This is a genomic window from Rhizobacter fulvus (assembly GCF_964020785.1).
The window spans coordinates 694689-720568 of record NZ_OZ224516.1 but is presented as its reverse complement, the minus strand read 5'-3'; the positions used below and the strand labels follow the sequence as shown (position 1 = coordinate 720568).

The following is a 25880-nucleotide window of genomic DNA, read 5'->3' as shown; positions in this document are numbered from 1 at the left end:
TCCGCTAATCAATACGCTCGCAAATCTAAGTTGTCCTAATCAACGTCGATTTCTACACTGATATTCGGAAGGCGCGGATGGGTCCGCGCACGAATCGTGAAGGACGATCGATGAATCTCTACACCATGATGGCGGCGCGCGCCGCGGCTGGACGCCCGGTTCGGGTGGGCCTGATCGGCGCCGGCAAGTTCGGCTCGATGATCCTCTCGCAGGCCCAGCACCTCGAAGGCATGCACATCGTCGGCGTCGCCGATCTCGACGTGGCCAAGGCCAAGGCCTCGCTGGCCCGCGTCGGCTGGCAGGAGGACCGCTACAGCGCCAAGTCGCTGGGCGATGCGGTCAAGAGCGGCAAGACCTGCGTGCTGGACAACGCGGCGGCGCTGGCCGACTGCCCCGAGATCGAGTGCATCGTCGAGGCCACCGGCCATCCGATCGCCGGCGTTCGCCACGCACTTGACGCGATCGCCGGGGGCAAGCACGTCGTGATGGTCAATGTCGAAGCCGACGCGATGTGCGGCCCGCTGATCGCCGCCCGCGCCAAGGCCGCGGGCGTCGTCTACAGCATGGCCTACGGCGACCAGCCGGCCATCATCTGCGAACTGGTCGACTGGGCGCGTGCGTGCGGGTTCGAGCTGACCTCGGCCGGGAAGGGCATGAACTTCGAGCCCCGCTACCGCTACTCCACGCCCGACACGGTGTGGGGCTTCTTCGGCTGGAGCGACGAAGAAGTGGCCGCCGGCGACTTCAACCCGAAGATGTACAACTCCTTCACCGACGGCACCAAGGCGGCCATCGAGATGGCCGCGGTCGCCAACGGCACCGGCCTGGACTGCCCGGACGACGGCCTGGCCTTCCCGCCCACCGGCCTACACGATCTGGCCAAGGTGTTCCGCCCGGCCTCCGACGGCGGGCGCCTGCCCCGCAGCGGCCTGGTCGACATCGCGGCCAGCCAGGAGCCCGACGGCCGCGAGGTGTTCAACAACATTCGCTTCGGTGTCTTCGTCACCTTCAAGGCGCCCAACGAATATGCCAAGGCCTGCTTCAAGCAGTACGGCCTGCTGACCGATCCGTCGGGCTGGTACGGCTCGATGTGGCGGCCATTCCACATGATCGGCCTGGAGACGAGCATCAGCATCCTGTCGGCCGTGCTGCGGAACGAGGCCACCGGCTGCAGCAAGGAGTTCCGCGGCGACGCCGTCGCCACCGCCAAGCGCGACCTGAAGGCCGGCGAAATGCTCGACGGCGAGGGCGGCTTCGCGGTCTGGGCGAATGCGATCCCGGCATCCCGCAGCCTCGCCCTGGGCGCGTTGCCGATCGGCCTGTCCCACAACGTGAAGCTCAAGCGCGCGGTGGCCAAGGACACCATCGTGAGCTTCGACGACGTCGAGCTCGTCCGCGATCTGGACGTCGTGGCGCTGCGGCAGGAAATGGAACGCGGGGCGGGCGGTCAGCGGGCTTCGGCGCGGTGAGCAACGGCCATTCAGCGGTCGCGGCCGGCGGCCACGTGGTGATCGCCGAGCTCGAGGTCGAGCCCGGGCGGATCGGAGAATTCATCGCGCTGGCCCGCTCATTCGCTGCTGAATGCCTGGCCCGAGAGACTGGATGCCGGCAGTTCCAGGTGGTGCGCCTCGATGGGGCAACAAACCGTGTGCTGTTCTTCGAAAGCTACGATCACGTCGCGGCGTTCGATGTGCATCGTGGCAGTGATCACCTGGTGCGCTTCAAGGCGGCATTCCAGGACATGGTGACCGGCGAACAGCCGCTGCGCCAAGGCGTCCTGGAGCGGGAGCCGACGTGACCGACCCCGCGCACCGCCAACCCAGGACGATTGGATTCATCGGCACCGGCATCATGGGCTTCCACATGGCCCGCCGGTTGGCCGGGGCCGGCCACGCCGTTCAGGCCTGGAACCGCTCGCCGGACAAGGTCGACCGGCTCGCAGCCTTCGGGGTCCAGGTCGCCCCGCGCGCCGGGGCGGTGGCGCGCGACGCCGACGTCGTGATCTGCATGCTCAGCTCGGGCCCCGTCTGCGACGAGGTGCTGTTGGGCGAGGGCGAGGTGCTCGCATCGATGCGGCCGGGGAGCCAGCTGATCGTGATGAGCTCGATCCAGGTCGAGACGGCGCGGCGGCAGCATCAAGCCGCTTCGGCCCGTGGCGTGACGTATCTGGACGCGCCCGTGTCCGGTGGCGAGGCGGGCGCCGAGGCGGGTCGATTGGCGATCATGGTCGGTGGCGAGCCGGCCGCGTTCGAGGCGGCGCGCGACCTGTTCGCCGTGATGGGCCGTCCGACCCACGTCGGTCCGGCCGGGGCGGGGCAACTCGCCAAGCTGGCGAACCAGGCGATCGTCGCCAGCACCATCGTCGCGGTGGCCGAGGCGCTGTTGTTCGTCGAACGCGGCGGGGCGGATCCGGGCCAGGTGCGCGAGGCGCTGCTCGGCGGCTTCGCCGAATCCACCGTTTTGCGTCAGCATGGCCTGCGCATGGTCGAGCAACGGTTCGAACCGGGCGGGCCCGCCAAGTACCAGGTCAAGGACACCAGCACGGCCCTGGCGCTGGCGAAGACGATGGGCCTCGAACTTTCCGTGCTGGGCATCGTCGACCGCTTGTTCGCCGACATGGTGTCGCACGGCGACGGTGACCTCGATCACAGCGCGATCATTCGCGAGATCAGGCGAGCGCACGGCCTGCCGCCGGACCGCATTTCATCCGGGTGATGCCGGATGTTCGTTCACTGACCCTTCAAGCAAAACCATCAAGGAGACAAGCCCATGCAACGCAAGACATTCCTGATCCACGTTTTGGCGCTGGCCGCCACGCTGTTCGCCGGCGGCGCCTCGGCGCAGGCCATCAAGTTGACGCTGGCGCACGGCACGGCGCTGGACAACCCGCGCCACACCGCGGCGCTGAGGTTCGCCGAGGTCGTCAAGGCCAAGAGCAGCGGGCGCATCGACGTCACCGTGGCGGGCGCCTCGCAACTCGGTGACGACGCGGCGATGATCACCGCGCTGCGCACCGGCGCGCTCGACATGTCCGCCAACTCGCAGGGCGCGGTCGCCAACGTCGTGCCCGAGTACGCCGCGTTCGGCATGCCCTTCCTGTTCGCCAGCCAGGCCCACGCCTGGAAGGTCATGGACGGCCCGGCCGGCAAGGAACTGGCCGACAAGTCGGCAGAGAAGGGCCTGATCGTGCTCGGCTACTGGGACAACGGCATCCGCCACATGAGCAACAACAAGCGCCCGCTGCTCAGGCCCGAGGACCTCAAGGGGCTGAAGATGCGCACCCCGCCGGACGCCGTGACCGTGGACATCATGCAGAGCATGGGCGCCGAGGCGCAGCAGATCAAGTTCTCCGAGCTTTACGTCGCGCTGCAGCAAGGCGTGGTCGACGGCCAGGAGAACCCGCTGGTCAACATCTGGGCGGGCAAGCTCCACGAGGTGCAGAAGTACATCTCGCTGACCGGCCACAAGTACGAGCTGACCCCGTTCCTGATCGGCAAGCGGTCCTGGGACAAGCTCTCGGAGGCCGACAAGAAGGTGATCCAGGACGCGGCCGCCGAGGCCACGGCGCTGCAGCGCAAGCTGGCGCAGGAGTCCGACGAGAAGATGTTCGCCGAGCTCAAGGCCAAGGGCGTGCAGATCGACAAGGTGGACCAAGCCCCGTTCATGGCGGCAACGGCCCCCGTCATCGCCAAGTGGGAGGCCAGCCCGATCGGCCCGTTCGTCAAGAAGGTCGTCGCCGCCGCCCGGGCGAAGTGACGCGTGAAGTAACGCGCGAAGTGACCTGAACGGCCGCCCCGGCCGAGGAGAGACTCCCATGGACACCACCGTCGTCGAGCGCACCGCGCTCGAGCGCGCCATCGTTGTCGTCTGCAGCGCCGTGCTGTGGGTGACGACCCTCGTGATCTTCGTGATCCTCACCGCCAACACGGCGCTGCGCTACGCCAGCGGCTCCAGCCTGCAGTGGGCCAACGAGGTGCCCGAGCTGCTGTTCCCGTGGCTGGTGATGGCCGGGGTCGTGCTCGCCTCCGAGAAGGGCGGGCACATCGCCACGGTCTTCCTCGTCGACTCGGTGGGCGCCGGCGCGCGGCGCATCATCGCCGTGATCGCCTGGACGACGGTGGCGCTGCTGTACGCCGTGCTGATCCGCGCGACCTGGGGGATGCTGGAGATCGTGCACGACGAGCGCTCGCCGATCCTGCAGGTGCCCGGCTCGGTGACCTACGGGTGCGTGCTGATCGGGATGGCGCTGATCGCCGCCCTGGCCGTGCTCGCGGCGTGGCGCGCGTGGCACCGCCAGCGCGTCGGGCACGACGTTCACGAGCCGAGCGCGCAAGCGGCGCAGGGGTGAACAGACCATGAGCGCCTTGATCCTGTTCGTCTTCCTGGGTTCGGCCGCGCTGGCGGTGCCGATCGCGCACGCGATCCTGCTGGCCGCGCTGGCCGCGGCCGCCAGCAGCGACCGCGTGCCGCTGGACCTGCTGGTGCAGCAGATGGTCGCGCAAGTGCAGAGCTTCCCCCTGATCGCCATTCCCTTCTTCATGCTGACAGGCTCGCTGATGATGGGCGGCAAGCTCGGGCAGGCGATCGTCGGCGTGCTCACCGCGCTGGTGGGCCGCTGGCACGGCGGGCCGGCGCAGGTCAGCGTGCTGTCGTCCACGCTGTTCGGCGGCGTCTCCGGCTCGGCGGTGGCCGATGCGTCGGCGATCGGCTCGCTGATCATGCCGTGGCACCGCCGGCTGGGCTACCCGATGGCGTTCTCGGCGGCGTCGCTGGCGTGCGCGGCCACGATCGACATCATCATCCCGCCGTCGATCCCGCTGATCCTGTACGCGCTGTCGTCCAGCGCCTCGATCGCCGCGCTGTTCTACGCCGGCATCCTGCCCGGGCTGATGCTGTGCGGCGGCTTCATGGTCGCATGCTGGTGGGTCGGCAAGCGGCGCAACCTGCCGCGCGAGACGGCGCCGGCGGACCGCGCCAAGTTCCGGCGCGACCTGGTCCTGTCGCTGCCGGCCATCGCGCTGCCGGTGCTGATCATCGTGTTCCTGCGCTTCGGCATCGCCACGCCCACCGAGGTGGCGGTGCTGGCCGCGCTGTTCTCCGGGGCGGTGTCGGCGCTGCTGTACCGCGACCTGTCGCTCAAGCGGCTGCACCACGCGATCCTGGAGGCCGGGCTGGCCACCGGCGTGGTGCTGATGGTGATCATGGCCTCGGCGGCAATCGGCTGGCTGCTGACCTTCGACCAGATGCCGCAGCACGTCGCGCAGTGGGTGCAGGCCAACGTGACCACGAAGTGGGTCGTGATCCTGATGATGAACCTGATGATGCTGTTCCTGGGCATGTTCATCGACCTGCCGGCGGCGGTGCTGCTGCTCACGCCGGTCTTCCTGCCGATGGCCCACACGATCGGCATGGACCCGATCCAGCTCGGGCTGATGATGGTGGTGAACCTGGCCATCGGCCTGTATACGCCCCCGGTGGGCACGACGCTGTTCATCACCAGCGCCCTGGCCCGCGTCAAGGTCGGCGACACCGTGCGCGAGATGTGGCCCTTCTACCTCGTCGCCTTCGGCGTGCTCGCCATCGTGTCCTACGTGCCGGCAAGCATCCTGCGATGACCTGACCGCCACGTCCAGTGAGCGTGCGGCGATGACTGCTGCCGGACTGCTCGCCTTGCAGCGACAGCTATGAGCGCCCGAATCTCGCCATCCGAAGGACTCAAGCGCCGGCTTCTACGCGAGGGCTGCGAGATACAACGAGCGCACAGGCTGCGCAAACACCCGTCTCACCATCGGCTCGAATTCGCTGATCGGCAACACGCACGCCGATTTGTCGAAGGCCCCGTTGTCGTATCGATCGACGAACTCGACCGTGCGATCGTAGTGCGGGTGCCGACGCAGCCTGTCGCGCAGGTCGCGACTCAGCCCGATGTGGTGAAAGAAGTGGTAGTCCTGGACGATGCCGTGATGCCTGATCATCCACAAGTTGGCTTCGCCGACGAAGGGCTCCAGCAACGCTGCCGCGAGGTCGGCATGGTTGTAGCTGCCGAGCGTGTCTCCGATGTCGTGAAGCAGCGCGCAGACCACGTACTCTTCGTTTTGCCCGTCTTCCAACGCGAGCGTGGCGGCAAGAAGGCTGTGCACGTAGCGGTTGACGGGCCAGCCGCCCGCATCGCCATCGAGCAGCTTCAGGTGCGCGAGCACGCGATCGGGCAGCGCACGCGCCACCGCGATGTCGTGCGCCATCAGGCGTTGGACGTCTTCGGCCGTGGCGTCCTGCAGGCGCTTAAAAGGGGCTTGCCAGGTGGGCATGTCATCTCTCAGCTCAGGTGGTCAATGAAGAAGTCGTGCACGCGCCGCTGCACCCACGGCAGGAGGATCACCATGTGGCCGGCGTTCGGCACGATCAGCATCTCGAAGCGCCGGTCCGCCTTGATGAGTGCATCGGCAAGTCGCAGCGTCATCGCCGGGTGCACGTTCTCGTCCATGTCGCCGTGAATCAGCAGCAGCTTGCCTTCGATCCGATTGGCCACCGTGGTATTCGCCTGGGATGCATAGAGCTCGGCGTCGTAAAGGCCCTGATAGCGCTCGCCCCACATCGCGATGTAGTCGGCCTGGTCATGGTTCCCGCACATGGACACGCCGACCTTGTAGAAGGCTGGAAAGTCCGCCATCGCACGGACGACCGCATAGCCGCCGCCGGATGCGCCGACGATGCCGACGCGACCCGGGTCCATCCAGCCGAGGACTGCCAACTGCTCGGCCAGGGTCGCGAACCGATTCGGCAGCCAGGCCTTCGGCACGACCGCGGTCTGCGGCGCGCCGTAAACCACTTCGACCACGGGGTACCGACGGGTCGGATCGAAGCCGCGCGGCTTGTACAAGACGCCCCACAGCGTTGCCTGGCCATCGAGCGCGGTGACCCGGAAGGGCTCGGGCAGCGGCAGGTCGACGGGCCAAAGTTCGTCGGCGTCGGCAGCTTCGAGTTCCATCAGCACGGTGCCGGTGGCGTCACGCAGCCAGGCGCGCGGTAACTGGTCGACGCTCGACACGTTGTCGACGAAGGCCAGACCGTTCGGTGCCAGGCTGCGTTCACGTTCGTCGCCCACGAACACCTCGTGCTGGCCCGGCTCCGGCGTCAGGCAGGTCAGGCCGGTGCCGTCAAAGTTCACGGCGTAAACGGCGTTCAGGTATGGATCCGCAGCGTGCCCGCCAGCCAGAAGGACGATTCGCTCCGTGGCGTCGTCCACGTGGATCAGCGCGCGTACCTGCCATTCGCCTTGGGTGATCGCGCGCGCCGTGCTGGACGGCTCGACCATGTACAGGTGCCCCCAGCCGCTGCGCTGCGACCACCAGATCACGCGGCCATCGCGCAGCACGTGAAAGATCGCCGGCTCGGCGATCGAGGGCGAGGGCAGCACGACGGCCGGCCCGGTCTCCTCGAGCAGCTGCTGTGCCGCTCCGGTCGACGGATCGACGCTCCCGGGGGCCGTGGCGACGTGCTGCGTCGCCATGCGCGGGATCAGGCGCCGGCGGCTACGGCATTCGCTCTTCCAGCCAATGACCAGGACATCGTCCATCTCACTTCCGAAGACCCAAAGGAGGCGTGGGTTGTTGCGAGCATCACTCGAATCTTCATCTCAAGACGCGAGGCCGAGGCTGCGTGAGGCGCCCATCCCCGCCATTCAGCCTGGGTTCACGCATCCTGTGGGACGATTGGGGCCGAACCGCGAGTGCCCGGACTGCCCATGAATCTTCTTGCCAAAGCGCTGTGCGCCCTTTCGATCGCCGTGGCCGCCCCAGCGTGGGCCGACATCGGCCGCGACGAAGCCGCCGCCGTGGCGCAACGCGTTGCCAGCGGCCGCGTGCTCTCGATCGACCGGACCGACGCCGACGGCCGCCCGGCCTGGCGGGTGAAGGTGCTGACCGGCAAGGGGGAGGTCCGCGTGATCTTGATCGATGCCGCGAGCGGGCGCGTCATCGGTTGAGCCTCGGGAGCCGACATGCGCCTGTTGCTGGTCGAGGATGAAGCGACGCTGCGACTCGGCCTCGCGCGCCAGCTCGAGGCTGACGGCTACCGGGTTGACCAGGCCGCAGACGGCGCCGACGGGCTTTTCCAGGCGCGCGAATACCCGGTCGATCTGGCTATCGTCGACCTCGGGCTGCCGACGCTGAGCGGCCTCGAGCTCGTCAAGGCGCTGCGCGCGGAGGGCCGCGCCACGCCGATCCTGATCCTCACGGCGCGTGGCAGCTGGCAGGACAAGGTCGTGGGCCTCGAGGCCGGGGCCGACGACTACCTCGTCAAGCCCTTCGAATATCCCGAGCTCGCGGCGCGCATCAAGGCGCTGCTGCGGCGCTCGACACAGGCGACGTCCGACGTGCTGACGCTCGGCCGCTTCGCGATCGACTTCTCGGCGCAGAGCGCACGTCTGGACGGCCAGCCGGTCGAGCTGACCACCTTCGAATACCGGCTGCTCGAGCACCTGGTGCGCGAGCGCGCCCGCATCGTGACGAAGCAGGAGTTGTCGGACTACCTGTACTCGCACGACGAAGACCGCGACAGCAACGTCGTCGAGGTGTTGATCGGTCGCCTGCGCCGCAAGCTCGACCCGGGCGGCATGCTCGCGCCGATCGAGACCTACCGCGGACGGGGCTACCGGTTCAACCTCGCATGAGGGGTCGCGATTCAATTCGCGGGCGCTTGATGGTCGGCGCCACCGTGGTCCTGATCGCCTTCGTGGCGAGCGCGGGTTGGGCTGTGCAACGTGCCCACGAGCAGAGCGTGCGCACCGCCCGCTTCGCGCAGTTGCAGGGCACGGTGTACCTGCTCCTGGCCGGCCTGGAACTGGACCGGCGCGGCGCGCTGGTCCTGCCGCCGTCGTTTCCCGAGCCGCGCCTGTCGTACCCCGGTTCGGGCCTGTACGCGAGCATCGCCAACGTCGCGCGGCGCGAGGGCTGGCAGTCGCCGTCCAGCGTCGGGTTGGCGCCGCCCTTCCTGCACGATGTCGCGATCGGCCAGTGGCGCACGGAGCACGTTGCCGCCGGCGGCCGCGAGTACCTGGCGATCGGCTACAGCGTCAACTGGACCGAGCGCGCGCAGACGGCGGCGCTGGTGCTGTCGGTGGTGGAGGACAAGGCCGAGTTCGATCGGGAGGTCGACGCGTTCGAGCGCACCCTGTGGACCTGGCTGGGCGGTGCCGCGGTGCTGCTGCTCGTGTCGCAGACGCTGCTGCTCGGCTGGGGCCTGGCGCCGCTGCGCCGGGTCGCCCAGGAACTGCGCGGCATTGAGCGGGGCGACCAGACCGGGATCGAAGGCCGCTACCCGGTCGAGATCACGGCCTTGACCACCCGCATCAACACCCTGATCCACCAGGAACGCACACGCCAGACGAAGTACCGCGAGGCCCTGAGCTTCCTCGCGCACAGCCTGAAGACGCCGCTGGCGGTGCTCCGTTCGGCGCTCGGTGAGCCTGAGCACCTGCCCGGCACTGTGAGCGACCAAGTCGCGCGGATGGACGCCATCGTCCAGCACCAGTTGGCGCGTGCAGCGGCCAGCGGCGCCTCGCGTTTCGCGCCCTGGCTGCCCATCGCCCCGGTGTTGGAGCGCATCCGTAATTCCCTGCTCAAGGTCTACGCCGAGAGGGGCCTGTCGTTCTCGTTCGACGTGCCGGCCGGGCTCGCCTGGCGGCTCGAGGAGGGGGATGCCTTCGAGATCTTCGGCAACGTGCTGGACAACGCCTGCAAGTGGGCCCGCACGCGCATTGCGGTCAGCGCGCGCCGGGAAGGTGACACGCTGTTCGTGAGCGTCGACGACGACGGCCCGGGGTTCGGCGACACCCGCGCCGTCCTCCATTTGCACGTGCGTGGCGACGAGAAGATCCCGGGCCACGGCGTCGGCCTGGCAGTCGTCAACGACCTCGTGGCCGGGCACGACGGCGAGCTCGTCCTCGGCCGCTCGGCGCTCGGCGGCGGCCGGGTCGAGATCACGCTGCGCATGGCCTGAAGAATCTCGCGCTCGTTCAGGTGGCGTTCACGGGGGGGCGGGCAAGATGGCCTTACCGCAACACAAGGAGCCGCCATGCAGCGCCCCTTCCTCCAGAGACTCATCGCCTCCACCGTGCTGATCGGGGCCGTGCTCGGCATCGCATCGGTCGCGCATGCGCGGCCCGATGTGCATGTCTCGATCGGTCTGCCGGGCCTCCCGGTGCTGCTGCCGCCGCCGCTGCCGCGCCCATTCTTCCGGGAGCAGCCGGTCTTTGTCCAGCCGCGCGTCGTCTACCAGGCGCCGCCGGTGGTGTACGAGCGCCCGTGGCGGCCTTCGTACCGTTACGAGGCTGAGCGTGATCGCGAGTGGCGCCATCGCGGCTGGGAGCGCCGCGACCGGGACCGCCACGATCACTGGGACCGCTCGCCGCACCACGACCACCGCGGCCGGGATTGAGCTATGAGTCGCAGCGAACTGTCCAATCACCGCCAGCGTCTGCAGCGCAAGCTGGCGGCCTCTGCAGGCCGCTGGCACAGCGGGCGCGTCGACCGGCTCGAGGAAGCGCTGCGCGCGATCGAACGCGCGCTGGCCGAGACAGTGGCGCAGCGTTCGAAACCCCACTGAGCCGATGGCGTAGGAGGCCGGCACCCACAGCACGGCATTTCAGGAGAACTCAAATGTTCAAGCGTCTGTCCCTCATCGCCCTCGGCGCAGCAGCCCTGACCAGCCTGAGCGCCTGCGTGGTCGTACCGCCCTACAGCCATGCGCCACGCTACGTCCATGACCGTGACCGCGACGGCGTGTCGAATCGCCACGATCGTGATCGCGATGGCGATGGGGTGCCCAACCGCTACGACCGCCGGCCCGACAACCGCTACCGCCACTGAGCCGGGCCGCGCGCGCGGCGTGGCCTGTCCGAGCCGCTGGCATCGGCAAGAGAGTTCGGCTGTACATCGCCTCGGACCGACAGTCACGACGCGAACCAGCCGCTACAGGTTGACTGCGACAAACCCTTCGCGGCTATCTGCTGTTGTTGCAGGCTGTCGGCTTTGGGGCTTTGCACCGCAAGCGCTGAGTGTGGGTGGTCCCGCTCTATTCCCGGCGCCGGGCCACGGTCCTGTGCAGTCATTACAGGCGTCGATCGATGTATGAATCATCCCGTAAGGATGGGCCGCAGGGCGACAGCGGCAGCGGCTCGATACCGATGCCCGCCTTGACCGAGTAGATCAGGCCGAGAACACTGCTGCTGCGTGCTGCGTGCTGCGTGCTGCGTGCTGCGCGCTGCGCGCTGCGTGTGCGTGCTGCGAGTGGTGCATCCGGCGCCACGTTACGCAGCCATTGTGCGATGCGGTGCCTGGCCATCGTGTCGTCGAAGCCGACGAGCGCGTGTGAGGCGAGGTCCTCGATGCCCGCGGGTTGCCCGTGGCGCTCGATGTAGGCCCGGCTCGCATAGACCGCCCACATCGAATCGCCGATCTTGCGCCCCACGACCTTCGCCAAATGATCGCGCGATCTAGGCACGTAGCGCAGACTCGTTCGTTGATGTCTTACGTCACGTTGTCCTACATCAGGTCGTCTGGAGCTTTGCTGGCGGCAGGCACGAGGCTCCGAGATCATCTGGCAGACCTGGAGAACTGCATGATCGACATAAACCTGATTCAGTGGCCTGCCATGGGCGTCACGGTCGCGGCCGCCTGGCTCGTCGCATCCGACCAGGAGCGGCGTCGCAACATCGGCTTTTGGGTGTTCATGTTGAGCAACGTGCTCTGGATCGTCTGGGGCTGGTACTCGAGTGCGTATGCGCTCATCGCGCTGCAAGTGTGCCTTGCCGTCATGAACATCTGTGGCGCCAGGAAGACCGAGACCTCCCAAGCGCACTGAACTCGCCGGGGGGCCTTGGCCTACGCCCAAGCGGCAGGAGCGCCCACATCGCGCGGCGCGCACCTTCCATTACCTTCTGCTGCGCGGTAGTTGCCGTGTTCAGGGGAGTTGCGATGCTTGGGGTGGTGATACCGGCTCATGACGAGGAAGCGCACATCGGCACGTGCGTCATGTCCGTTCGAGAGGCCGCTCGGAATCACGCCCTTGACAGCGAACCGGTCGTGGTCGTCGTGGTGGCCGACGCTTGCGCCGACGACACGGCCCAAATCGCGCTCGCCGCCGGGGCCACGGTGATTTCGATCGACGCCCGAAACGTCGGGATCGCGCGCTCTCGAGGGGCGTGCCACGCGATGATGGCGGGCGCGCGTTGGCTCGCGTTCACCGATGCGGATTCGGTCGTAGGTCCCGAATGGTTGTCTGCTCAGCTCGCGCAAGGCAGTGATGCAGTCTGCGGCACCATCGAGGTGGATGACTGGGGTGATTACGGCGAACGACTGCGACGTCACCACCTCGAAACCTACACGGATGTCGATGGTCATCGCCACATCCACGGTGCAAACCTGGGTGTGACGTCGGCGGCCTACCGCGACGTCGGCGGTTTCCCGCCGATCGCCAGCAGCGAAGATGTCGCCTTGGTGAACGCGTTGCGGCACCATGGCGCATCGATCGCCTGGTCGGCGGCGCCGCGGGTTGTCACGAGTGCCCGGCGTCGCTACCGCGCGCCCGGTGGGTTCGGTGAGACCCTGGCACGCGTGGAGCTGTCTCTCGGTGATGGCCCGGATCTCGGAGCAAGTGAGTGAGCGCGAAAGGCACGTCGTTCCAGTTGGAGGCGCTGACCGAGGCGCTCGCCAACCTCGATCAAAAGCTGACGGCCCCGGAGCAACTGGATCGGCTGATCCAGCAGGGCTTGGACGCGCTGCCTCTTCCGGGACGAGGCAACACGTTGCTGCGCTGGCAGGCACTGGCTGCCGTCGCGGAAGTGGATCTGTCGCTCGCGAAGCTGTACGAGGGACACACCGACGCCCTCGCGATCCTTGCCGAATTGGGCGAACAGGCGGAAGCGCAGGGAACGACGTCCACTTCCTGGGGCGTGTGGGCGGCCGAAGCGCCGCATGGGCGAACCCTGATCGGTCCAAGCGGGGTTGGACGTGAGGTTCGACTCGGTGGCGCTAAGTGCTGGTGTTCCGGAGCGGCCAGCGCCGGCCGCGCACTGGTGACCGCGTGGCACCACGATGGTCGGCGGCAACTCGTCAGCGTCGACGTGCGTCAGCCGGGTGTGCGCGTCTCCGATGGCGCCTGGCAGGCGGTCGGCATGGCCGGCAGTGCGAGTCTGGACGTGGCCTTCGATGAGGCGCGTGCGTGCCTGATTGGCGCGCCGGGAGCTTACATCGACCGGCCCGGATTTTTGCAAGGGGGCGCCGGCATCGCCGCCTGCTGGTACGGGGGCGCGGTGGCGATCGCCGACATGCTGCGTCGGTCGGTGAGCCACGAAACGCGTTCGCCCCACCCCTTCCAAGCTGCGGCTCTCGGCCGGGTCGACGTTGCACTGTCGGCCACGGCGGCGTTGGTGCGCGAGTGTGCGGCGTGGATCGACCGTAACCCGTCCGCCGACGCCGGCGCCGTCGCGCTACGCGCCCGGCTCAGCGCCGAAGAGACCGCTACGCTCGTGCTGGCTGAGGTCGGCAGGGCACTCGGTGCGACGCCGTATTGCCGCGATGCCCGTTTTGCGCGCTTTGCCGCCGACCTGCCGGTATTCGTCCGCCAAAGCCACGCCGAGCGTGACCTGGCTACCTTGGGTGGGCTTTCCCGCGACCATGGCGCTGGCTGGGCGCTGTGATGGGCGACCGACCGATACGCGTCGAAGCCTTCACGCCCGAGCGGGAGTGGCAGATATGGCTCCGAAACCTGCGGCCGCCCTCGTTGACGCTCGATGAGGCGGTCCCATCGAGTGCCCGGGTGGTCGCCGTGGCACCACATCCGGACGACGAAGTCCTGGCATGCGGCGGCTTGCTCGCGCGCCACGCGGAACGGGGCGGTCTTGTGGCGATCGTCGCCGTGACCGATGGCGAGGCGAGTCACCAGGCGGATGCCGATTGGCCGCCGCTGCGCCTGGCGCCCGCGCGCCGGGCCGAACGCCAGGCGGGGCTTAAGCGCCTGGGCGTGAGCGTCGACACCATCACGTCGTTGGCCGTGCCGGATGGCAGCGTCGCGGCGTTTGGCGTGGACTTGGAAGACGCGCTGCGTAGGGTGCTTCGTTCCGACGACACCGTCGTCACCACGTGGCAAGGCGATGGTCATCCGGATCACGAGGCGACCGGGTCGGCCACCGCGTCTGCGTGCGAGGCAGTCGGTTGCCGCCTGTTGGAGGCGCCAGTGTGGATGTGGCACTGGAGCGGGCCCGATGACCCACGTGTTCCGTGGCACCGCCTGCGCGCGCTTGCGCTGCCCTCCGACGCACTTGCCCGCAAGACAGCCGCCCTTCGAGCGCACGAGACACAGCTGAGCCCGCGCGTCGGCGGCACGGCGGTGTTGGGGCCAGAGGTGCTGGCGCGCGCCGCGCGGGACACCGAATACCTTTTCGTTTGACACCTGATGAGCGGCGTCAAACATCCCCGACATCACTTCGACGAGCTCTTCGCGGCGAGCGAAGACCCGTGGGGTTACGAATACCGCTGGTACGAAGCGCGCAAGCGCGCGCTGACCCTTGCGTGTCTGCCGAAGGCGAGATACGCCAGCGGCTATGAGCCGGGCTGTGCCAATGGCGCACTGTCGACTGAGCTTGCGACACGCTGCGATCGGCTGCTGATTTCCGACGGCGCTGCCGAAGCGGTCGCTCTCGCCGAGCGGAGGGTCGCGGGGTTGTCCCACGTGCGCAGCTTTCAGGCCTGGACACCCGAGCACTGGCCGGAGGGCCGCTTCGATCTCATCGTGATCAGCGAAGTCGCGTATTACCTGGACGCTGCGGCGTTGTCGACCCTCGCCACGAAAGCGATCGCCTCGCTCGCGCCCGGCGGGGACCTCGTGGCCTGCCACTGGCGACATGCGATCGGAGACTGCCGTTGGAGCGGCGACGCGGTTCACGCCGCGCTGGCCCAGGCTCTCCCCGTCCCTCGGATATGGTCGCTTGTCGATCCCGATTTTCGCCTCGAGGTCTGGAGTTCGGATCGGCGTTCGATCGGTGAGCGCGAACGCCTGGTGCCCGCCTGCGGGTGAACTTGCGTGCTACTGATAGGCGCGCGCGAGGAGAGATGCAAGACACCACTGCCTCCCGTCAAAGATTGGCGACATTGTTACGTGATCGAAAGCCTCGCTTTCCTAACTGGCGCGCGCTGAAGCTTTCAGAGCTCGGTCGTGTCGTCAGTTGGTGCGGTGAACCCGTCCAGGACCAGCGGCTCGTCGGCATCGCTGGCCGGCAGGCCCGCGATGTAGCTGATGAACGAGGCGGGCGAGGACGCCGCCGAGGCTGTGATCGTTTCTCCCCTGACCTCGTAGGGATCGGGCGCGTCGTCGCTGCCCCCGCAACCTGCCATGACCATCGCGATGCTCGCCACCGCAATGGTGCCGAGGGCGCTTCGCAGCGTGCCCTTGCTCTTTCGAGAGTCGGTGTAGATCGTCATGGCGAGGTCACTCCGCGTTGCCCGGCAGCGGGGCGGCCAGGTAAGGGAAGGTCGTCGGGTACGCCGTGGCCGTCTTGCGCACGCCGTCGGTCAGTGGGAGCGCGCCGGCGGGCGCATCTGCTGGTTTGCAGCCCACCTTCAGGGTATCGCCGGCACCTGTGAGCACGCACAGCGCGCCCATCGCCACACGTAGCGACAGGTCGGTCACGTCATCGGCCGGGCGGCGCCCATTCGGGAACCCGGCGTTGTCGCCCGCTGCCACGCCGAGCGGATTCTGTGCGGCGGCTGCGACAGGAGCGATCGACGTGTTCAGTCGCAGCATCTCGGATGCCACCACGTTCTTCGGCTGGTTGAGGCCCTCGATGCCTTTCAGGAACACCGTCACCAGGTCGGTCCGCGGGAAGTTCGTCGGTGCCTTGGCCGCCGGGAACAGGCTCTCGACAAGAGCCGGCAGCGTCGGATTGGTCACGTAGTCGGCAAACTGCGCATCGTCCTTTGGCTTGGACGCGTTGAAGCGGTCCTTGTCGTCGAGGCCGATCACGAGCTCGTTGACCAGCGGCATGCCCAGGCGCGAGACCTGAGCCCAAGCGCCACCGCCGATCGATGCCTTGCCGAGACCCTTGCCGGGTGCCGCGTCGATCAGCCGACCTTGGCGCTTGCTGGCGGTGGTCCAGGCGCCGATGACCGGGTCATTGCTCATCGCGAGGCAACTGATCGGCACTTCGAGCGCGATGGTGGTGACGCTCTTCTTCTCGAGGTTGTTGGCGTTGCCTCCAACTTCCGCGCCGAGCGGGTTCAGGTTGAACAGGTCGAGCGACTTGCCCACCGCGATGTAGAACGGTTCCTTGCGCTGGCCGACGAAGATGCGGCCGGCGCCATCGCAACCGGGGATCGCCACGTTGTAGATGTGCTGGTTGGCATAGGCCTCGTAGCCGGGAATCGTCTTCTCGCCGATGTTGTCGACCGGCTTGTCGAACTCACTGGCTCCGCCGGCGGCGTTGGTGAGCTTGCCTTGCGCCGCGCTTCGCCGCCCGCCTCGCGACACTTCGACCGTGAAGGTTTCGCGCACGTTCAGGTTGGCGTCGTTGACGGCCGAGATCGGGCCCTTGTCGATCAACGGAATCTTGATCTGCTTGCCGCCGACCGAGAGGGCCTGTCCCTTCGAGGTGTTGGTGAAGCGGAACTTGAAGCTGATGTCTTCCTTCGCGTCGCCGTTGTTGTCGATGTGGATCTCGTACAGCGCCTGGTCGTCGAACATGAAGAAGTTCGGACCGCCGGCCGGGTCCTGCAGAGGGATGTAGTCGGCAAGGATGGTCACGTAGTTCTGCCGGCCGGTCTCATAGCTGCGGAACATGTACAGGTCGGCAGCATCGACGGCCGGCGTCATCGCGATGGCCGGTGCTTCGCGGTGGCTCGAAGCGAACGACGATGCGGAGGCTGCGAGGGCCATCGCGGCCAAGGCGCACTGGGTGGCCCGAGTGCGCAGGACCGGAGGGTTGGAACGGAAAGTCATGGCAGTTTCCTTGGTGAAGTCTGGATTGGTAGCGGGAATTGCGTCAGGGATCAGCTTGAACGATCGCACCAGTCTGCGCGCCAGACCGCTTCTACGGGTAGGGCTGCAGCTCGACTGGACAGGGATGTTTCTGACAGGGCTTGCCCGATGCTCGGCTTGCCGGCAAGAAAGTGCTGAACGGCGTGACTATCGAGCTGCAGGCCGGAAAGACCTCGACGACTTCGCCGAAGCAATCGCTTCGGAGCTGAGCTGACGCCGATCGAGGTCAGGCCGAACCAGGTAGCCACTGCGCGACGGTCGCCGACGGCGCAGCATCAGGCACCGCGGGCGCAGGTTGGAACCCGCCCCAGTTCGCGACCTCGACCTCGAGCTGACTGATCAGCTCGCCCGCCATTGTTTCCAGCAGCTTGACCTCTCGCTTGCTCAGCGTGCGGGTTCTCGCATCGAGCAGGCATAACGTGCCCAGGACGTGGCCTTCGCTGTCGCGCATCGGCGCGCCGGCGTAAAAGCGCAGGCCCTTCTCGCGCCACGCCGGATTGCCGGCGAAGCGCAGGTCGCGCGTGATGTCCGGCACGACGAGGGTCCGCGCGTTCACGACGACATGCCCGCACATCGAGAGCTGGCGCGGCACGTTCAGGTCTTCCGGGACCACGGCCGAGACCTTGCCGTCGGCCGAGGCCGGCAACGTTCCGAACGCGCCGCGGACCGTCTGCATGTGCTCGTCGATCAGCGACACCACGGCCATCGGCACATCGAAGACGTCAGCGGCGCGCTTGGAGGCGACGTTGAACAGTTCGCCGACACGCGGATCGAGCGCGCCGCTGCGTCGCAGAGCCGCCAGACGGACGCTGTCGTCGTCGGGAACCGCGGCCTCCATGAAGTTGTCTCCGAGCTTCACGCCCGACAGTTCCGCGGTCCGCAGGACCGCTTCGGCGACCGAGCCGACGATCGCCGAGGCTCCCAGCGCCTTGGCCGCATCATCGTTATGCACCGGTGGCACGTTCCAGAACGCCAGCACGATCTGCACATCGGGCCAGCGCCGCCGCAGTCTCCGACAGAAGGCACGTGCGTGCGCTTCGGGTTCGGCGCTGAAGTAGGTCACACAGAGGCTGCGGATGCCGTCCAGCTCGAGACCCGCCACGTGATCGGCGCTGAGAGTACCGGCAGGCCGGTACGCCACGGGCAGGCCGGCCTGCTCGAGTGCATGGGCCAGCATGCGTGCGGACAGGTTGTCGACCTCCCACTTGCCGCCGATGCAGGCGACCGCGGGTGGGCCGGACACCTCGGCCGGCTGGCGCTCTTCGAGATCGTCGAGCAGCGCGTCCATGCCGTTGACCACCCGGTGGCGGTGCTCTGCCGTCGCGACGCGGGCGTGGTCGAGCGTCGCCATGCGCAGTACCGGTATGCCGACCGTTTCGTAGAAGGCCGTGGCTTCGCCTTCGTCCGTGCTCTCGGCGGCCAGGTCCAATGCATCATCGACTTCGCCGGCGAGCAGCCGTTGGTAGATTCGTGTCGGCGTGTCCAGCGCCGGGGCGCTTCCGAGCAGCACGTCCAGGAACTTGAGCCGCGGCAGGTGGCGGCCGACGACGAGCAGGCAGACGGTCAGCGGCGTCGACATGATGAGTCCGACCGGGCCCCAGATTGCCGTCCAGAAGGTGGCCGCGACCATCAGCGAGATCGCCGACAACCCGGTGCTCGCGCCGTACAGCCACGGCTCGACGATGTTGTTGCTGACGACTTCGAGGACGACGATCAGACCGATGGTCCACAGCAACATGCTCCAGCCCGGGTCGACCGCGAACGCCAGCGCAATGGGGAACACAGCCGAGATCATCGGCCCGAGGTAGGGCACGAAACGCAGCAGGCCGGCGAGCGCGCCCCACAGCAAAGCGCCCGGAACGCCTATCAGCCAAAGTCCGGCGGCCATCGGTACGGCATAGCTGAGGTTCACGACAAGCTGCATCAGCAGATAGCGCGAAATCCGGGTGCCAGCCTCGTGCATGGCGTCCGTCGACTGGTGAAGGTTGCCGCCCCAGAGGCGCAGCAAGCGGTCGCGCAGATCGAGCCGGTCGAGCAACACCAGAACGACGAAGACGAGCGAAATGCCAGCGCTTGCGAGTGGCCCGCTTGCGGCTTCGAACCAGGTCATCAGACGGCGGAACGGCGTCGGGTCCGTCTCGACCACCTGCACGCGCTGCGGCGGAGCCACGCGCTGCGCCACCTTCTCGCCGCCCGTGGAAGCGCCCGCCGGCGGTGAGTCCTTCTCGACTTCATTCTTCACCGCATCAAGCGTTCGCAGCACGCCGTCGAAGGCACCCGGCGCGCGCACCTTCTCGCTCAGATCGTGCAGCTTGCTGCGGATGTTCGACTGATAGGTGGGCAGCTCCGCGCTCAACGTGCGAACCTGCTGGGCGACGAACAAGCCGGCCAGTGCGAGCGCGCCGACGGTGCCGACGATCACGACACACACCGCCGCAGGTCGCGGCAACCCTCGACGCGCGAGCCACGACACCAGCGGACCGAGCACGAAGCCCAGGAGGAACGCGAAGCACAATGGCATCACGATGTCGCGGCCGAAGTACAGGGCCGCCACGACGATCGACGCGGAAACGAGGCCGGCCATCGTCTTGAGTTCCGGCACCAGCCCGACGGCACTCTGCCAATTCGACCCGGCAGGCGAATGCGCCTCGAAACGCTTCGTCGCCTGGTCGTTCCCCTCGCGCAATGAGGTTCGCGCGGAGAGCGTCGGCTTGTCTGGCGTGGCAGGTTGCATTTCTCTTTTGATGCTCAGCGCATTCCGTGTGGAGAGCGCGGCCGCGCCTGAGACAAGGTGTATCCGATTACTGGGCGGGCGCAGGTCCGCAAGCGCCTCAAGCCGCGTACGGACATCTCCTACAAGCAGACCGTAAGTACGCGGGCGATGACAGGCAGCCGGCGTTAGCGGGTAGCCAAGTTTTCAACGTCGAGCTGAAAGACAGGGTGTACTCCGCGACTGGACGCTCGCGCCCACTGCGTCGCCGGCGGCATCTCTTTTCCGGATCGTGGTGATGCTCCTTCCTCGCACCGTCGTCACGTTCGACGCGCCATTCCATCGGCCGGTAGCCATCTCCGATGCTGTCTGACAGCGCATTACACGTTCGGTGCCAACCGTTGACATCTGTCCCTTCAACGCCCACTTGGTGTATCCGAACATGTCCACTGCATCCTGATCGTCGCCACCGACGGCTTCGACACGGTCGCACGCCGGGTAGGTCCTTGGGCGTTCTCCTCATGCTTGTCTCGGTCACAATTCTCATGTCCCAGGTGTTCGCGTAGAAGCTCACGGCGCAACATGGCGATCCACGGGAGGCGCATGGTGGCATCTGCATCAACGGCAAACAGACAGCACGGCGTGGTCGGTCTGATCGACTATGCCTGGGGCGCGATCCTGCTGATCCCAGCCGTGACCATCCTGACCGACACACACGTCTGGGATCTTGGCGCCGCCTACCCCCTTGCCGCGAGCGCAGTGTTCTTTGGCTTGCTTCGGGCGATCCTGGGGCTTCGAGTATTCCTGGTCCTGACCTATGTTCCGGCGCTGTTCGGCGTTCTAGCCTTGGGGGCCGACCTCCTGCGCGATGTCAACCTTCTCGAGGCGGCCTTGATTCGGCCGGACCCCCACGAAGCGTGGCCAGTAATTCAGCCTCATGCCCACTGGATAGCCTTGACCGCGGTCCTGCTCGCCGTGCCGATCTGGGTGTTGTTTCGCACTCCGTCAACCCCGACGGCGCCCGGGAAGTGGCCTTCGGTCACCCTTGCGGCAATCACTTTCGCCGCGGTCACATGCGGCGCCGTCTTTCATGACACCGTGCTGCGCGCGTGGCCGCTGAATGTGATTTCCATTGCCGCGGCCTCGGCGATCGGCAGTGACGAATTCACCGCGACGGCGTTGCCCTATGCGCCCACTAACCCTCGTTCGGCATCCGCGAGTTGGGGCGTCTCGCGGTTGCCGGGACTTCACCCGCTGAGCGAGACCTATGTCCTGATCATCGGGGAATCAGTGCGTGCCGACCGGCTCGGCGCATGCGGCGGACAAAAGCAGGTCGCCATCAGCCATCAAGACGCGATCATCTATTGCGATGTGACGTCCGGATCCAGCAGCACACACACGTCGGTCCCTCTGCTCGTCTCGCGCGAAATGCCTGGCGGTGCATTTCGGGTCAGCAAGGACGCAACATTCATGAAGGCTTTCGAGGAAGCTGGATTTCACACCTACTGGCTTGCCGTCCAAGAAAGAGGCATTGCGTGGCCTGACGCCAACACCGAAATTTTCTTGACAACAAAGAAGACCGATCGAGAAAGCCTTCTGCCATCGCTCAGATGGGTGCTCGCGCAGGACGCGCCCAAGAAAATGATCGTGGTGCATGCCTACGGAGCACACTTTTCGTACTGCGATCGCTATGAGCCCGCAACAGCTGCGTTCCAGGCCGACTGCTCGAAGCTTTCTGAACTCCCAAATGATTCAACCTTGCCGGATTTCATCCGCGCCTACGACAACGCTGTAGCCGAATCCCTCCGATTCGTCGATGCCGTCATCTCGGAGGTAGGGCAGACGCGGGGCTCGTCCTTCGTGATGTACACGGCTGACCATGGTGAGAACCTGCTTGACGACGGGCGAAGGCTTTTTCAGCACGCGCTGAAAGATCCAACGCGCTGGGACACGACAGTCCCGGCAGTCATGTGGGCGAGCGATGAATGGCGCGCCAGCAACTCCGCGCGTTGGGAACGGCTCCGTTCCCACCATGAATCCGCGGCGATGCATGCCGACCTTGTGCCCACCCTGCTCGGTTCAGCGGCCATAAGATACGTCGACGAGCGGCAAGTGGCTATCGATCTCGGAGTGATGTCACCGGCTGCCGGTAGAACCCGGTGGGTCATGCGACGTCTCGGCGAGAAGGTTGACGTCGTTCAACTGCACCAAGTACATCCCTGGGTGGAAAAAGGCGCGGGGGCCGGAAAATGACAAACCCTGGGCTAATGCCGGGGCAAACTGGGAGACTTCGAAAGTCCAATGTCTTTCATATCTGTTTGCCCACCGCTGCCTGAAAGCGGGTCGCCTGCGAGGTCGAGCGAGCCATGGATTTCACGGACACATCAACCGAGGAGTGGCGATGAAGGGCTTCGTGCAAGACATTGAGGGTCTGGCGAATCACACCCGCGCGGACGCCGAGGCCGATACCGATACCGGACATCTCGACGTCAAGTTTTCGGAATACGTGCCGGGACGTTGCAGTTTGAGGGGTCCGAAGTGTTGACTGACCAGTATCGCTGCGGCGTGACGGATACCGGCGCCGACATCGCCGACAGCCGGTGCGGTCGGGTAGCGGCGGCGTCAGGAGGTTTGTCGCCGGATCTCGACAGCCTGACCAGCATCAATCTCGATGACCTCTTCGAAGCCGCGGGGCTGAGGTACCTGCGGCACACGCCCCTTCAGCGACTCCTCTGGCCGTACGCTCGACGCTTCGCACGTGTGGCCCATGAGTTCGACAAGCTGGTGGGCGAGCAAGGACTTGCTCAAGGCAGTTCGTGGCTGGCGCACCGGATGGCTGCGGGCACGCAGGTGACGGGCGGCGACCATGTCCCGGCCGCGGGCCCGGCAGTCATTCTCGCCAATCACCCCGGCATGACCGACACCGTCGCGCTCATCGCGAGCCTGGCGTCGCGTCCCGACCTGCGCGTGATTGCGCTGGACCGCCCCTTCCTGAGTGCCTTGCCGAATGTCGCCAGGCACTTGATCCTGGTCCCGGACCACGAAGAGGGGGGCATTGGCGTGCTGCGGGCTGGCGTGAACCATCTGAAGCAAGGCGGCGCCTTGCTGACGTTCCCGGCCGGCGAAATCGAACCCGACCCGGCGACTTTCGGACGGCGCAAGGCGGCCGAATCGGTGCTTCGATGGTCAGACAGCTTTGTCCTGTTCGCAAGGCGCGTGCCGCAGACCCGATTCATTCCGGCGGTTGTCAGCAATGTCATTTCGCCAGAAGCGCAGCGACACGTTCTGACGTTGCTGCGCCGCACTGCCGATGGCAAGCAACGTCTGGCTGCGGCCCTGCAGGTGGCCCGGCCCCAATACCAGAAGATGGTGGCGCGGGTCGCGTTCGGGCCATCGAAGGAGGCCCTTGCTTGCGCTGCCGATTCGTTGCCGTCGGCAATCGTTGACGAGATCCTTCATTTGATTGAAGTCTCGGCTGGCCCTGCCGAGACCGGCGCTGCCCATGCCGGCACCGGTCGCGGCGCACGTCTGCAGCGTCGCGAGCGTCCGCGGGTGTCGCGGTCCCTGAGCCAATGACGGCACCATCGGCCCAGGCCTGCTGGCTGGTCGAGCCAGGCCGCGCCGAACTTCGCACCGAGCCGCTGCCCGAGCCGACCGGGGATCAGGTACACGTGCGCACCCTGCACAGCGGCATCAGCCGCGGCACCGAGACCCTGGTCTTTCGCGGAGCAGTGCTAGCCAGCGAGGTCGAGCGCATGCGCGCACCGTTTCAGTCGGGCGACTTTCCGGGCCCGGTGAAGTACGGCTACAGCAGCGTCGGCGTCGTGGAAGAGGGCCCCGCTGCACTTTTGGGTCGCACGGTGTTCTGCTTGTTCCCGCACCAGACGCGGTACGTGGTGCCGGCCGGTGCGGTTCATGTGCTGCCCGACGGTGTGCCGCCGGCGCGGGCCGTTCTCGCGGCCAATCTCGAAACGGCGGTCAATGCGCTGTGGGACGCTGCGCCACGCCTTGGCGATCGCATCAGCGTCGTGGGTGGCGGCACCGTGGGCCTGCTCGTCGCCTGGCTGGCGGGCCGCATGCCAGGCTGCGCGGTGGAGGTCGTGGATACCCAGGTGACGCGCCGCGAACTGACCGAACGGCTGGGCGTGAATTTCGCGGTGCCCGATGCCGCACGCGACGAAGCGGACCTCGTGATCCATGCCAGCGGCAGGGCCGAGGGCCTCGCGACGGCCCTGCGCCTGGCGGCCTTCGAGGCCACGGTGCTGGAGCTGAGCTGGTACGGACAGGGGGACGTGAGTGTTCCGCTGGGTGGGGCATTTCATTCGCGCCGCTTGGTGCTGAAAAGTTCACAGGTGGGTCAGGTGGCCGCGGCGCAACGCAGCCGCTGGAGCCATCGCCGTCGCATCGCGCTGAGCCTCTCCCTGCTGACGGACCCGGCCCTGGACGCCCTGATCACCGACGCGGCGCCCTTCGCTGCCTTGCCCGCGGTGCTGGCGCGCCTGGCCGCGTCCACATCGGATGCCGGCTTGTGTCATCGAATCGACTACCCCCGGAATTGAACACTGCGAGGAACGGCCATGTACAGCGTCAATGTCCGCGACCATTTCATGATCGCCCACAGCTTCCACGGCGAGGTCTTCGGCCCGGCGCAACGCATGCACGGAGCGACCTACGTGGTCGACCTGGAACTGCGCAGGCCCGAACTGGACGCGGACGGCATCGTGGTCGACATCGGCCGCGCAACGCAGGTGCTGCACGCAGTGCTGGGCGAGTTGAACTTCCGCAATCTCGACGAAGAGAGCGTCTTCCAGGGACGCAATACCTCCACCGAGTTTCTGGCCCGCGTCGTCTTCGATCGCGTGGCCGCCCGCATTGCCGCGGGCGAACTGGGCTCGAATGCCAGCGGCCTGAGCCACCTGAAGGTGAGCCTGCACGAGTCGCACGTCGCATGGGCCGCCTACGAGGGCGCGCTGCCTGCGCGCATGGCCGCTTGATGTCCCCAAAAGGCATCCCCCCTTGTCCGCGCGCGAATTGATCTTCGTCGTGCCGGGTGATCTGGGCACCCTCACCGGCGGCTACGGCTATGACCGCCGGATCATCGCCGGATTGCGCGCGGCGGGCCGCGCGGTCGACGTCGTCGCACTGGATGCCGGCTTCCCCTGGCCGGGCGCTGCCGCGCTGGCCCACGCCGCGCAGCAGCTGGCCGCCATCAGGGACGGCGCGTTGGTGGTCGTCGATGGTTTGGCATTCGGGGCCATGCCCGACCTGGCAGAGCAGCATGCGGCACGGCTGCGTTGGGTGCCGTTGGTCCATCACCCGCTGGCACTGGAGACGGGCCTGACCCCACAGCAAGGCAGCACGCTCTTCGACAGCGAGCGACGCGCACTGACCGCCGCACGTGGCGTGATCGTGACCAGCGCAGCCACTGCCCGTGAGTTGACTCGGTACGGCGTGGCTGCCGAGCGCGCCCATGTGGTCACCCCGGGTACCGACCCCGCGCCGCTGGCCGCCGGATCGGACGTGGCATTGGCGCACCGCGGCTTGGCGTTCCTGTGCGTGGCGACCCTCGTCCCGCGCAAAGGACACGCCGTCCTGATCGAGGCGCTGAGCGGCCTGAAGGACCGCGCCTGGACCTTGCATTGCGTGGGGAGCACGACGCGGGATTCCGGCACGGCCAGCGCCTTGCGTGCGACCATCGCCGAGCTCGGACTGGGCGATCGGGTGCAGCTGCACGGCGAGGTCACGGCGGGTGTGCTGCAGTCGATGTATCGGCAAGCCGACGTCGTCGTGCTGCCCTCGTACTACGAGGGCTACGGGATGGCTCTGGCCGAAGCGCTGGCACATGGCTTGCCCGTCGTGAGCACGGCGGTCGGTGCCCTCCCAGACACCGTGCCCCGCGAAGCCGGAGTACTCGTGCCACCGGGTGACGCGGTGGCGCTGCGCGCCGCACTCGCGGCCCTGCTGGACGAGTCCGCTTTTCGCGCCCGATTGGCCGAAGGCGCGCGAGCGGCTCGCGCCGCCCTGTCCACCTGGCCGCACGCAGTCGCGCACTTTGCGGCGGTTCTGGCGTCCCTCGACAACCAACACGCGCCTGGTGCCGCCGCATGAGAGGTTTCGATGCCGCCTGGCTGCATCTGCG

Annotated in this window: 29 protein-coding genes; 23 read left to right on the top strand and 6 right to left on the bottom strand. The window is 67.1% G+C overall.

Features of this window, described 5'->3' with window-relative positions:
- Positions 1 to 110 precede the first annotated feature (110 nt).
- The 6 genes from ACWH49_RS03550 to ACWH49_RS03525 are packed head-to-tail and all read left to right on the top strand — an operon-like array spanning position 111 to position 5615.
- The gene (locus ACWH49_RS03550) at positions 111 to 1469 is read left to right on the top strand and encodes an NAD(P)H-dependent oxidoreductase (RefSeq protein ID WP_448170202.1); all 1359 of its coding nucleotides are present in this window, start codon (positions 111 to 113) and stop codon (positions 1467 to 1469) included.
- A complete protein-coding gene (locus ACWH49_RS03545; protein ID WP_448170201.1) occupies positions 1466 to 1798 on the top strand; it encodes a putative quinol monooxygenase in 333 nt (110 codons plus the stop codon). Before ACWH49_RS03550 ends, ACWH49_RS03545 begins: the two co-directional genes overlap by 4 nt.
- Complete coding sequence (locus tag ACWH49_RS03540) at positions 1795 to 2715, top strand: NAD(P)-dependent oxidoreductase (protein ID WP_448170200.1); 921 nt, start codon at positions 1795 to 1797, stop codon at positions 2713 to 2715. Before ACWH49_RS03545 ends, ACWH49_RS03540 begins: the two co-directional genes overlap by 4 nt.
- 54 nt (positions 2716 to 2769) lie before the next feature.
- Positions 2770 to 3756: a TRAP transporter substrate-binding protein gene (locus tag ACWH49_RS03535; protein ID WP_448170199.1), complete on the top strand. Its 987-nt coding sequence runs from the start codon at positions 2770 to 2772 to the stop codon at positions 3754 to 3756.
- 58 nt (positions 3757 to 3814) lie between these two features.
- Positions 3815 to 4348, top strand: coding sequence for a TRAP transporter small permease (locus tag ACWH49_RS03530; RefSeq protein WP_448170198.1), 534 nt, complete (start codon positions 3815 to 3817; stop codon positions 4346 to 4348).
- A 7-nt stretch (positions 4349 to 4355) separates the two neighbouring features.
- Complete coding sequence (locus ACWH49_RS03525) at positions 4356 to 5615, top strand: TRAP transporter large permease (RefSeq protein WP_448170197.1); 1260 nt, start codon at positions 4356 to 4358, stop codon at positions 5613 to 5615.
- Positions 5616 to 5729: 114 nt separating this feature from the next.
- Here the strand turns inward: ACWH49_RS03525 and ACWH49_RS03520 are convergent, their stop codons facing one another.
- Positions 5730 to 6308, bottom strand: coding sequence for an HD domain-containing protein (locus ACWH49_RS03520; RefSeq protein ID WP_448170196.1), 579 nt, complete (start codon positions 6306 to 6308; stop codon positions 5730 to 5732).
- Between the two features lie 8 nt (positions 6309 to 6316).
- Positions 6317 to 7576: a prolyl oligopeptidase family serine peptidase gene (locus ACWH49_RS03515; RefSeq protein WP_448170195.1), complete on the bottom strand. Its 1260-nt coding sequence runs from the start codon at positions 7574 to 7576 to the stop codon at positions 6317 to 6319.
- A 168-nt stretch (positions 7577 to 7744) separates the two neighbouring features.
- Here ACWH49_RS03515 and ACWH49_RS03510 point away from each other — a divergent pair, with 168 nt between their 5' ends.
- The 6 genes from ACWH49_RS03510 (at position 7745) to ACWH49_RS03485 (ending at position 10868) form a co-directional block, all read left to right on the top strand.
- Positions 7745 to 7984 (top strand): PepSY domain-containing protein, encoded by a 240-nt coding sequence (locus ACWH49_RS03510; RefSeq protein ID WP_448170194.1) that lies wholly within the window; start codon positions 7745 to 7747, stop codon positions 7982 to 7984.
- A 15-nt stretch (positions 7985 to 7999) separates the two neighbouring features.
- On the top strand, positions 8000 to 8671 hold the full coding sequence (locus tag ACWH49_RS03505; RefSeq protein ID WP_448170193.1) for a response regulator transcription factor: 672 nt from the start codon (positions 8000 to 8002) through the stop codon (positions 8669 to 8671).
- Positions 8672 to 8715: 44 nt separating this feature from the next.
- The gene (locus ACWH49_RS03500; protein WP_448170192.1) at positions 8716 to 9999 is read left to right on the top strand and encodes an ATP-binding protein; all 1284 of its coding nucleotides are present in this window, start codon (positions 8716 to 8718) and stop codon (positions 9997 to 9999) included.
- A 75-nt stretch (positions 10000 to 10074) separates the two neighbouring features.
- Entirely contained in the window at positions 10075 to 10437 is a 363-nt protein-coding gene (locus ACWH49_RS03495) for a hypothetical protein (RefSeq protein ID WP_448170191.1), read from the top strand.
- Between the two features lie 3 nt (positions 10438 to 10440).
- A complete protein-coding gene (locus ACWH49_RS03490) occupies positions 10441 to 10605 on the top strand; it encodes a hypothetical protein (protein WP_448170190.1) in 165 nt (54 codons plus the stop codon).
- 53 nt (positions 10606 to 10658) lie between these two features.
- The gene (locus ACWH49_RS03485) at positions 10659 to 10868 is read left to right on the top strand and encodes a hypothetical protein (protein ID WP_448170189.1); all 210 of its coding nucleotides are present in this window, start codon (positions 10659 to 10661) and stop codon (positions 10866 to 10868) included.
- A 241-nt stretch (positions 10869 to 11109) separates the two neighbouring features.
- Here the strand turns inward: ACWH49_RS03485 and ACWH49_RS03480 are convergent, their stop codons facing one another.
- The gene (locus ACWH49_RS03480; RefSeq protein WP_448170188.1) at positions 11110 to 11469 is read right to left on the bottom strand and encodes a hypothetical protein; all 360 of its coding nucleotides are present in this window, start codon (positions 11467 to 11469) and stop codon (positions 11110 to 11112) included.
- A 150-nt stretch (positions 11470 to 11619) separates the two neighbouring features.
- Between ACWH49_RS03480 and ACWH49_RS03475 the strand changes: the two genes are divergently transcribed.
- The 5 genes from ACWH49_RS03475 (at position 11620) to ACWH49_RS03455 (ending at position 15075) form a co-directional block, all read left to right on the top strand.
- Positions 11620 to 11862 (top strand): hypothetical protein, encoded by a 243-nt coding sequence (locus tag ACWH49_RS03475; protein ID WP_448170187.1) that lies wholly within the window; start codon positions 11620 to 11622, stop codon positions 11860 to 11862.
- A gap of 113 nt (positions 11863 to 11975) precedes the next feature.
- Positions 11976 to 12662 carry a glycosyltransferase gene (locus tag ACWH49_RS03470; RefSeq protein ID WP_448170186.1) on the top strand — a complete coding sequence of 229 codons (687 nt, stop codon included), beginning with the start codon at positions 11976 to 11978 and terminating at the stop codon, positions 12660 to 12662.
- Positions 12659 to 13699: an acyl-CoA dehydrogenase gene (locus ACWH49_RS03465; protein WP_448170185.1), complete on the top strand. Its 1041-nt coding sequence runs from the start codon at positions 12659 to 12661 to the stop codon at positions 13697 to 13699. Before ACWH49_RS03470 ends, ACWH49_RS03465 begins: the two co-directional genes overlap by 4 nt.
- Positions 13699 to 14448: a PIG-L deacetylase family protein gene (locus ACWH49_RS03460; protein WP_448170184.1), complete on the top strand. Its 750-nt coding sequence runs from the start codon at positions 13699 to 13701 to the stop codon at positions 14446 to 14448. The genes ACWH49_RS03465 and ACWH49_RS03460 overlap by 1 nt, the downstream gene beginning before the upstream one ends.
- A 6-nt stretch (positions 14449 to 14454) precedes the next feature.
- The gene (locus ACWH49_RS03455; protein ID WP_448170183.1) at positions 14455 to 15075 is read left to right on the top strand and encodes an SAM-dependent methyltransferase; all 621 of its coding nucleotides are present in this window, start codon (positions 14455 to 14457) and stop codon (positions 15073 to 15075) included.
- A 125-nt stretch (positions 15076 to 15200) separates the two neighbouring features.
- On the opposite strand, the gene ACWH49_RS03450 is transcribed toward ACWH49_RS03455, so the two are convergent.
- The 3 genes from ACWH49_RS03450 to ACWH49_RS03440 form a co-directional block, all read right to left on the bottom strand.
- Positions 15201 to 15479: a hypothetical protein gene (locus tag ACWH49_RS03450; protein ID WP_448170182.1), complete on the bottom strand. Its 279-nt coding sequence runs from the start codon at positions 15477 to 15479 to the stop codon at positions 15201 to 15203.
- Between the two features lie 7 nt (positions 15480 to 15486).
- Positions 15487 to 16992 carry a DUF4331 domain-containing protein gene (locus ACWH49_RS03445; protein ID WP_448170181.1) on the bottom strand — a complete coding sequence of 502 codons (1506 nt, stop codon included), beginning with the start codon at positions 16990 to 16992 and terminating at the stop codon, positions 15487 to 15489.
- A gap of 265 nt (positions 16993 to 17257) precedes the next feature.
- Positions 17258 to 19765, bottom strand: a complete 2508-nt coding sequence (locus ACWH49_RS03440; RefSeq protein WP_448170180.1) for an AI-2E family transporter — start codon at positions 19763 to 19765, stop codon at positions 17258 to 17260.
- A 582-nt stretch (positions 19766 to 20347) separates the two neighbouring features.
- On the opposite strand from ACWH49_RS03440, the gene ACWH49_RS03435 reads away from it, so the two are divergent.
- The 6 genes from ACWH49_RS03435 to ACWH49_RS03410 all read left to right on the top strand — a co-directional run bounded on the left by ACWH49_RS03435 (position 20348) and on the right by ACWH49_RS03410 (position 25849).
- Entirely contained in the window at positions 20348 to 21994 is a 1647-nt protein-coding gene (locus tag ACWH49_RS03435) for a sulfatase-like hydrolase/transferase (RefSeq protein ID WP_448170179.1), read from the top strand.
- Between the two features lie 148 nt (positions 21995 to 22142).
- Positions 22143 to 22286: a hypothetical protein gene (locus ACWH49_RS03430; protein WP_448170178.1), complete on the top strand. Its 144-nt coding sequence runs from the start codon at positions 22143 to 22145 to the stop codon at positions 22284 to 22286.
- Positions 22280 to 23317, top strand: coding sequence for a 1-acyl-sn-glycerol-3-phosphate acyltransferase (locus ACWH49_RS03425; protein ID WP_448170177.1), 1038 nt, complete (start codon positions 22280 to 22282; stop codon positions 23315 to 23317). The genes ACWH49_RS03430 and ACWH49_RS03425 overlap by 7 nt, the downstream gene beginning before the upstream one ends.
- Entirely contained in the window at positions 23314 to 24300 is a 987-nt protein-coding gene (locus ACWH49_RS03420; protein WP_448170176.1) for a zinc-dependent alcohol dehydrogenase, read from the top strand. Before ACWH49_RS03425 ends, ACWH49_RS03420 begins: the two co-directional genes overlap by 4 nt.
- Positions 24301 to 24318: 18 nt before the next feature.
- A complete protein-coding gene (locus ACWH49_RS03415; RefSeq protein ID WP_448170175.1) occupies positions 24319 to 24735 on the top strand; it encodes a 6-pyruvoyl trahydropterin synthase family protein in 417 nt (138 codons plus the stop codon).
- A 22-nt stretch (positions 24736 to 24757) separates the two neighbouring features.
- Complete coding sequence (locus ACWH49_RS03410; protein ID WP_448170174.1) at positions 24758 to 25849, top strand: glycosyltransferase family 4 protein; 1092 nt, start codon at positions 24758 to 24760, stop codon at positions 25847 to 25849.
- The last annotated feature ends 31 nt before the right edge of the window (positions 25850 to 25880 follow it).

Bases quoted from the DNA above. Each gene is read 5' to 3' on its own strand.
- ACWH49_RS03550 (WP_448170202.1), top strand. From the start codon at position 111: ATGAATCTCTACACCATGATGGCGGCGCGCGCCGCGGCTGGACGCCCG.
- ACWH49_RS03535 (WP_448170199.1), top strand. From the start codon at position 2,770: ATGCAACGCAAGACATTCCTGATCCACGTTTTGGCGCTGGCCGCCACG.
- ACWH49_RS03530 (WP_448170198.1), top strand. From the start codon at position 3,815: ATGGACACCACCGTCGTCGAGCGCACCGCGCTCGAGCGCGCCATCGTT.
- ACWH49_RS03525 (WP_448170197.1), top strand. From the start codon at position 4,356: ATGAGCGCCTTGATCCTGTTCGTCTTCCTGGGTTCGGCCGCGCTGGCG.
- ACWH49_RS03520 (WP_448170196.1), bottom strand. From the start codon at position 6,308: ATGCCCACCTGGCAAGCCCCTTTTAAGCGCCTGCAGGACGCCACGGCC.
- ACWH49_RS03515 (WP_448170195.1), bottom strand. From the start codon at position 7,576: ATGGACGATGTCCTGGTCATTGGCTGGAAGAGCGAATGCCGTAGCCGC.
- ACWH49_RS03510 (WP_448170194.1), top strand. From the start codon at position 7,745: ATGAATCTTCTTGCCAAAGCGCTGTGCGCCCTTTCGATCGCCGTGGCC.
- ACWH49_RS03505 (WP_448170193.1), top strand. From the start codon at position 8,000: ATGCGCCTGTTGCTGGTCGAGGATGAAGCGACGCTGCGACTCGGCCTC.
- ACWH49_RS03495 (WP_448170191.1), top strand. From the start codon at position 10,075: ATGCAGCGCCCCTTCCTCCAGAGACTCATCGCCTCCACCGTGCTGATC.
- ACWH49_RS03490 (WP_448170190.1), top strand. From the start codon at position 10,441: ATGAGTCGCAGCGAACTGTCCAATCACCGCCAGCGTCTGCAGCGCAAG.
- ACWH49_RS03485 (WP_448170189.1), top strand. From the start codon at position 10,659: ATGTTCAAGCGTCTGTCCCTCATCGCCCTCGGCGCAGCAGCCCTGACC.
- ACWH49_RS03475 (WP_448170187.1), top strand. From the start codon at position 11,620: ATGATCGACATAAACCTGATTCAGTGGCCTGCCATGGGCGTCACGGTC.
- ACWH49_RS03470 (WP_448170186.1), top strand. From the start codon at position 11,976: ATGCTTGGGGTGGTGATACCGGCTCATGACGAGGAAGCGCACATCGGC.
- ACWH49_RS03460 (WP_448170184.1), top strand. From the start codon at position 13,699: ATGGGCGACCGACCGATACGCGTCGAAGCCTTCACGCCCGAGCGGGAG.
- ACWH49_RS03455 (WP_448170183.1), top strand. From the start codon at position 14,455: ATGAGCGGCGTCAAACATCCCCGACATCACTTCGACGAGCTCTTCGCG.
- ACWH49_RS03450 (WP_448170182.1), bottom strand. From the start codon at position 15,479: ATGACGATCTACACCGACTCTCGAAAGAGCAAGGGCACGCTGCGAAGC.
- ACWH49_RS03445 (WP_448170181.1), bottom strand. From the start codon at position 16,992: ATGACTTTCCGTTCCAACCCTCCGGTCCTGCGCACTCGGGCCACCCAG.
- ACWH49_RS03440 (WP_448170180.1), bottom strand. From the start codon at position 19,765: ATGCAACCTGCCACGCCAGACAAGCCGACGCTCTCCGCGCGAACCTCA.
- ACWH49_RS03430 (WP_448170178.1), top strand. From the start codon at position 22,143: ATGAAGGGCTTCGTGCAAGACATTGAGGGTCTGGCGAATCACACCCGC.
- ACWH49_RS03420 (WP_448170176.1), top strand. From the start codon at position 23,314: ATGACGGCACCATCGGCCCAGGCCTGCTGGCTGGTCGAGCCAGGCCGC.
- ACWH49_RS03415 (WP_448170175.1), top strand. From the start codon at position 24,319: ATGTACAGCGTCAATGTCCGCGACCATTTCATGATCGCCCACAGCTTC.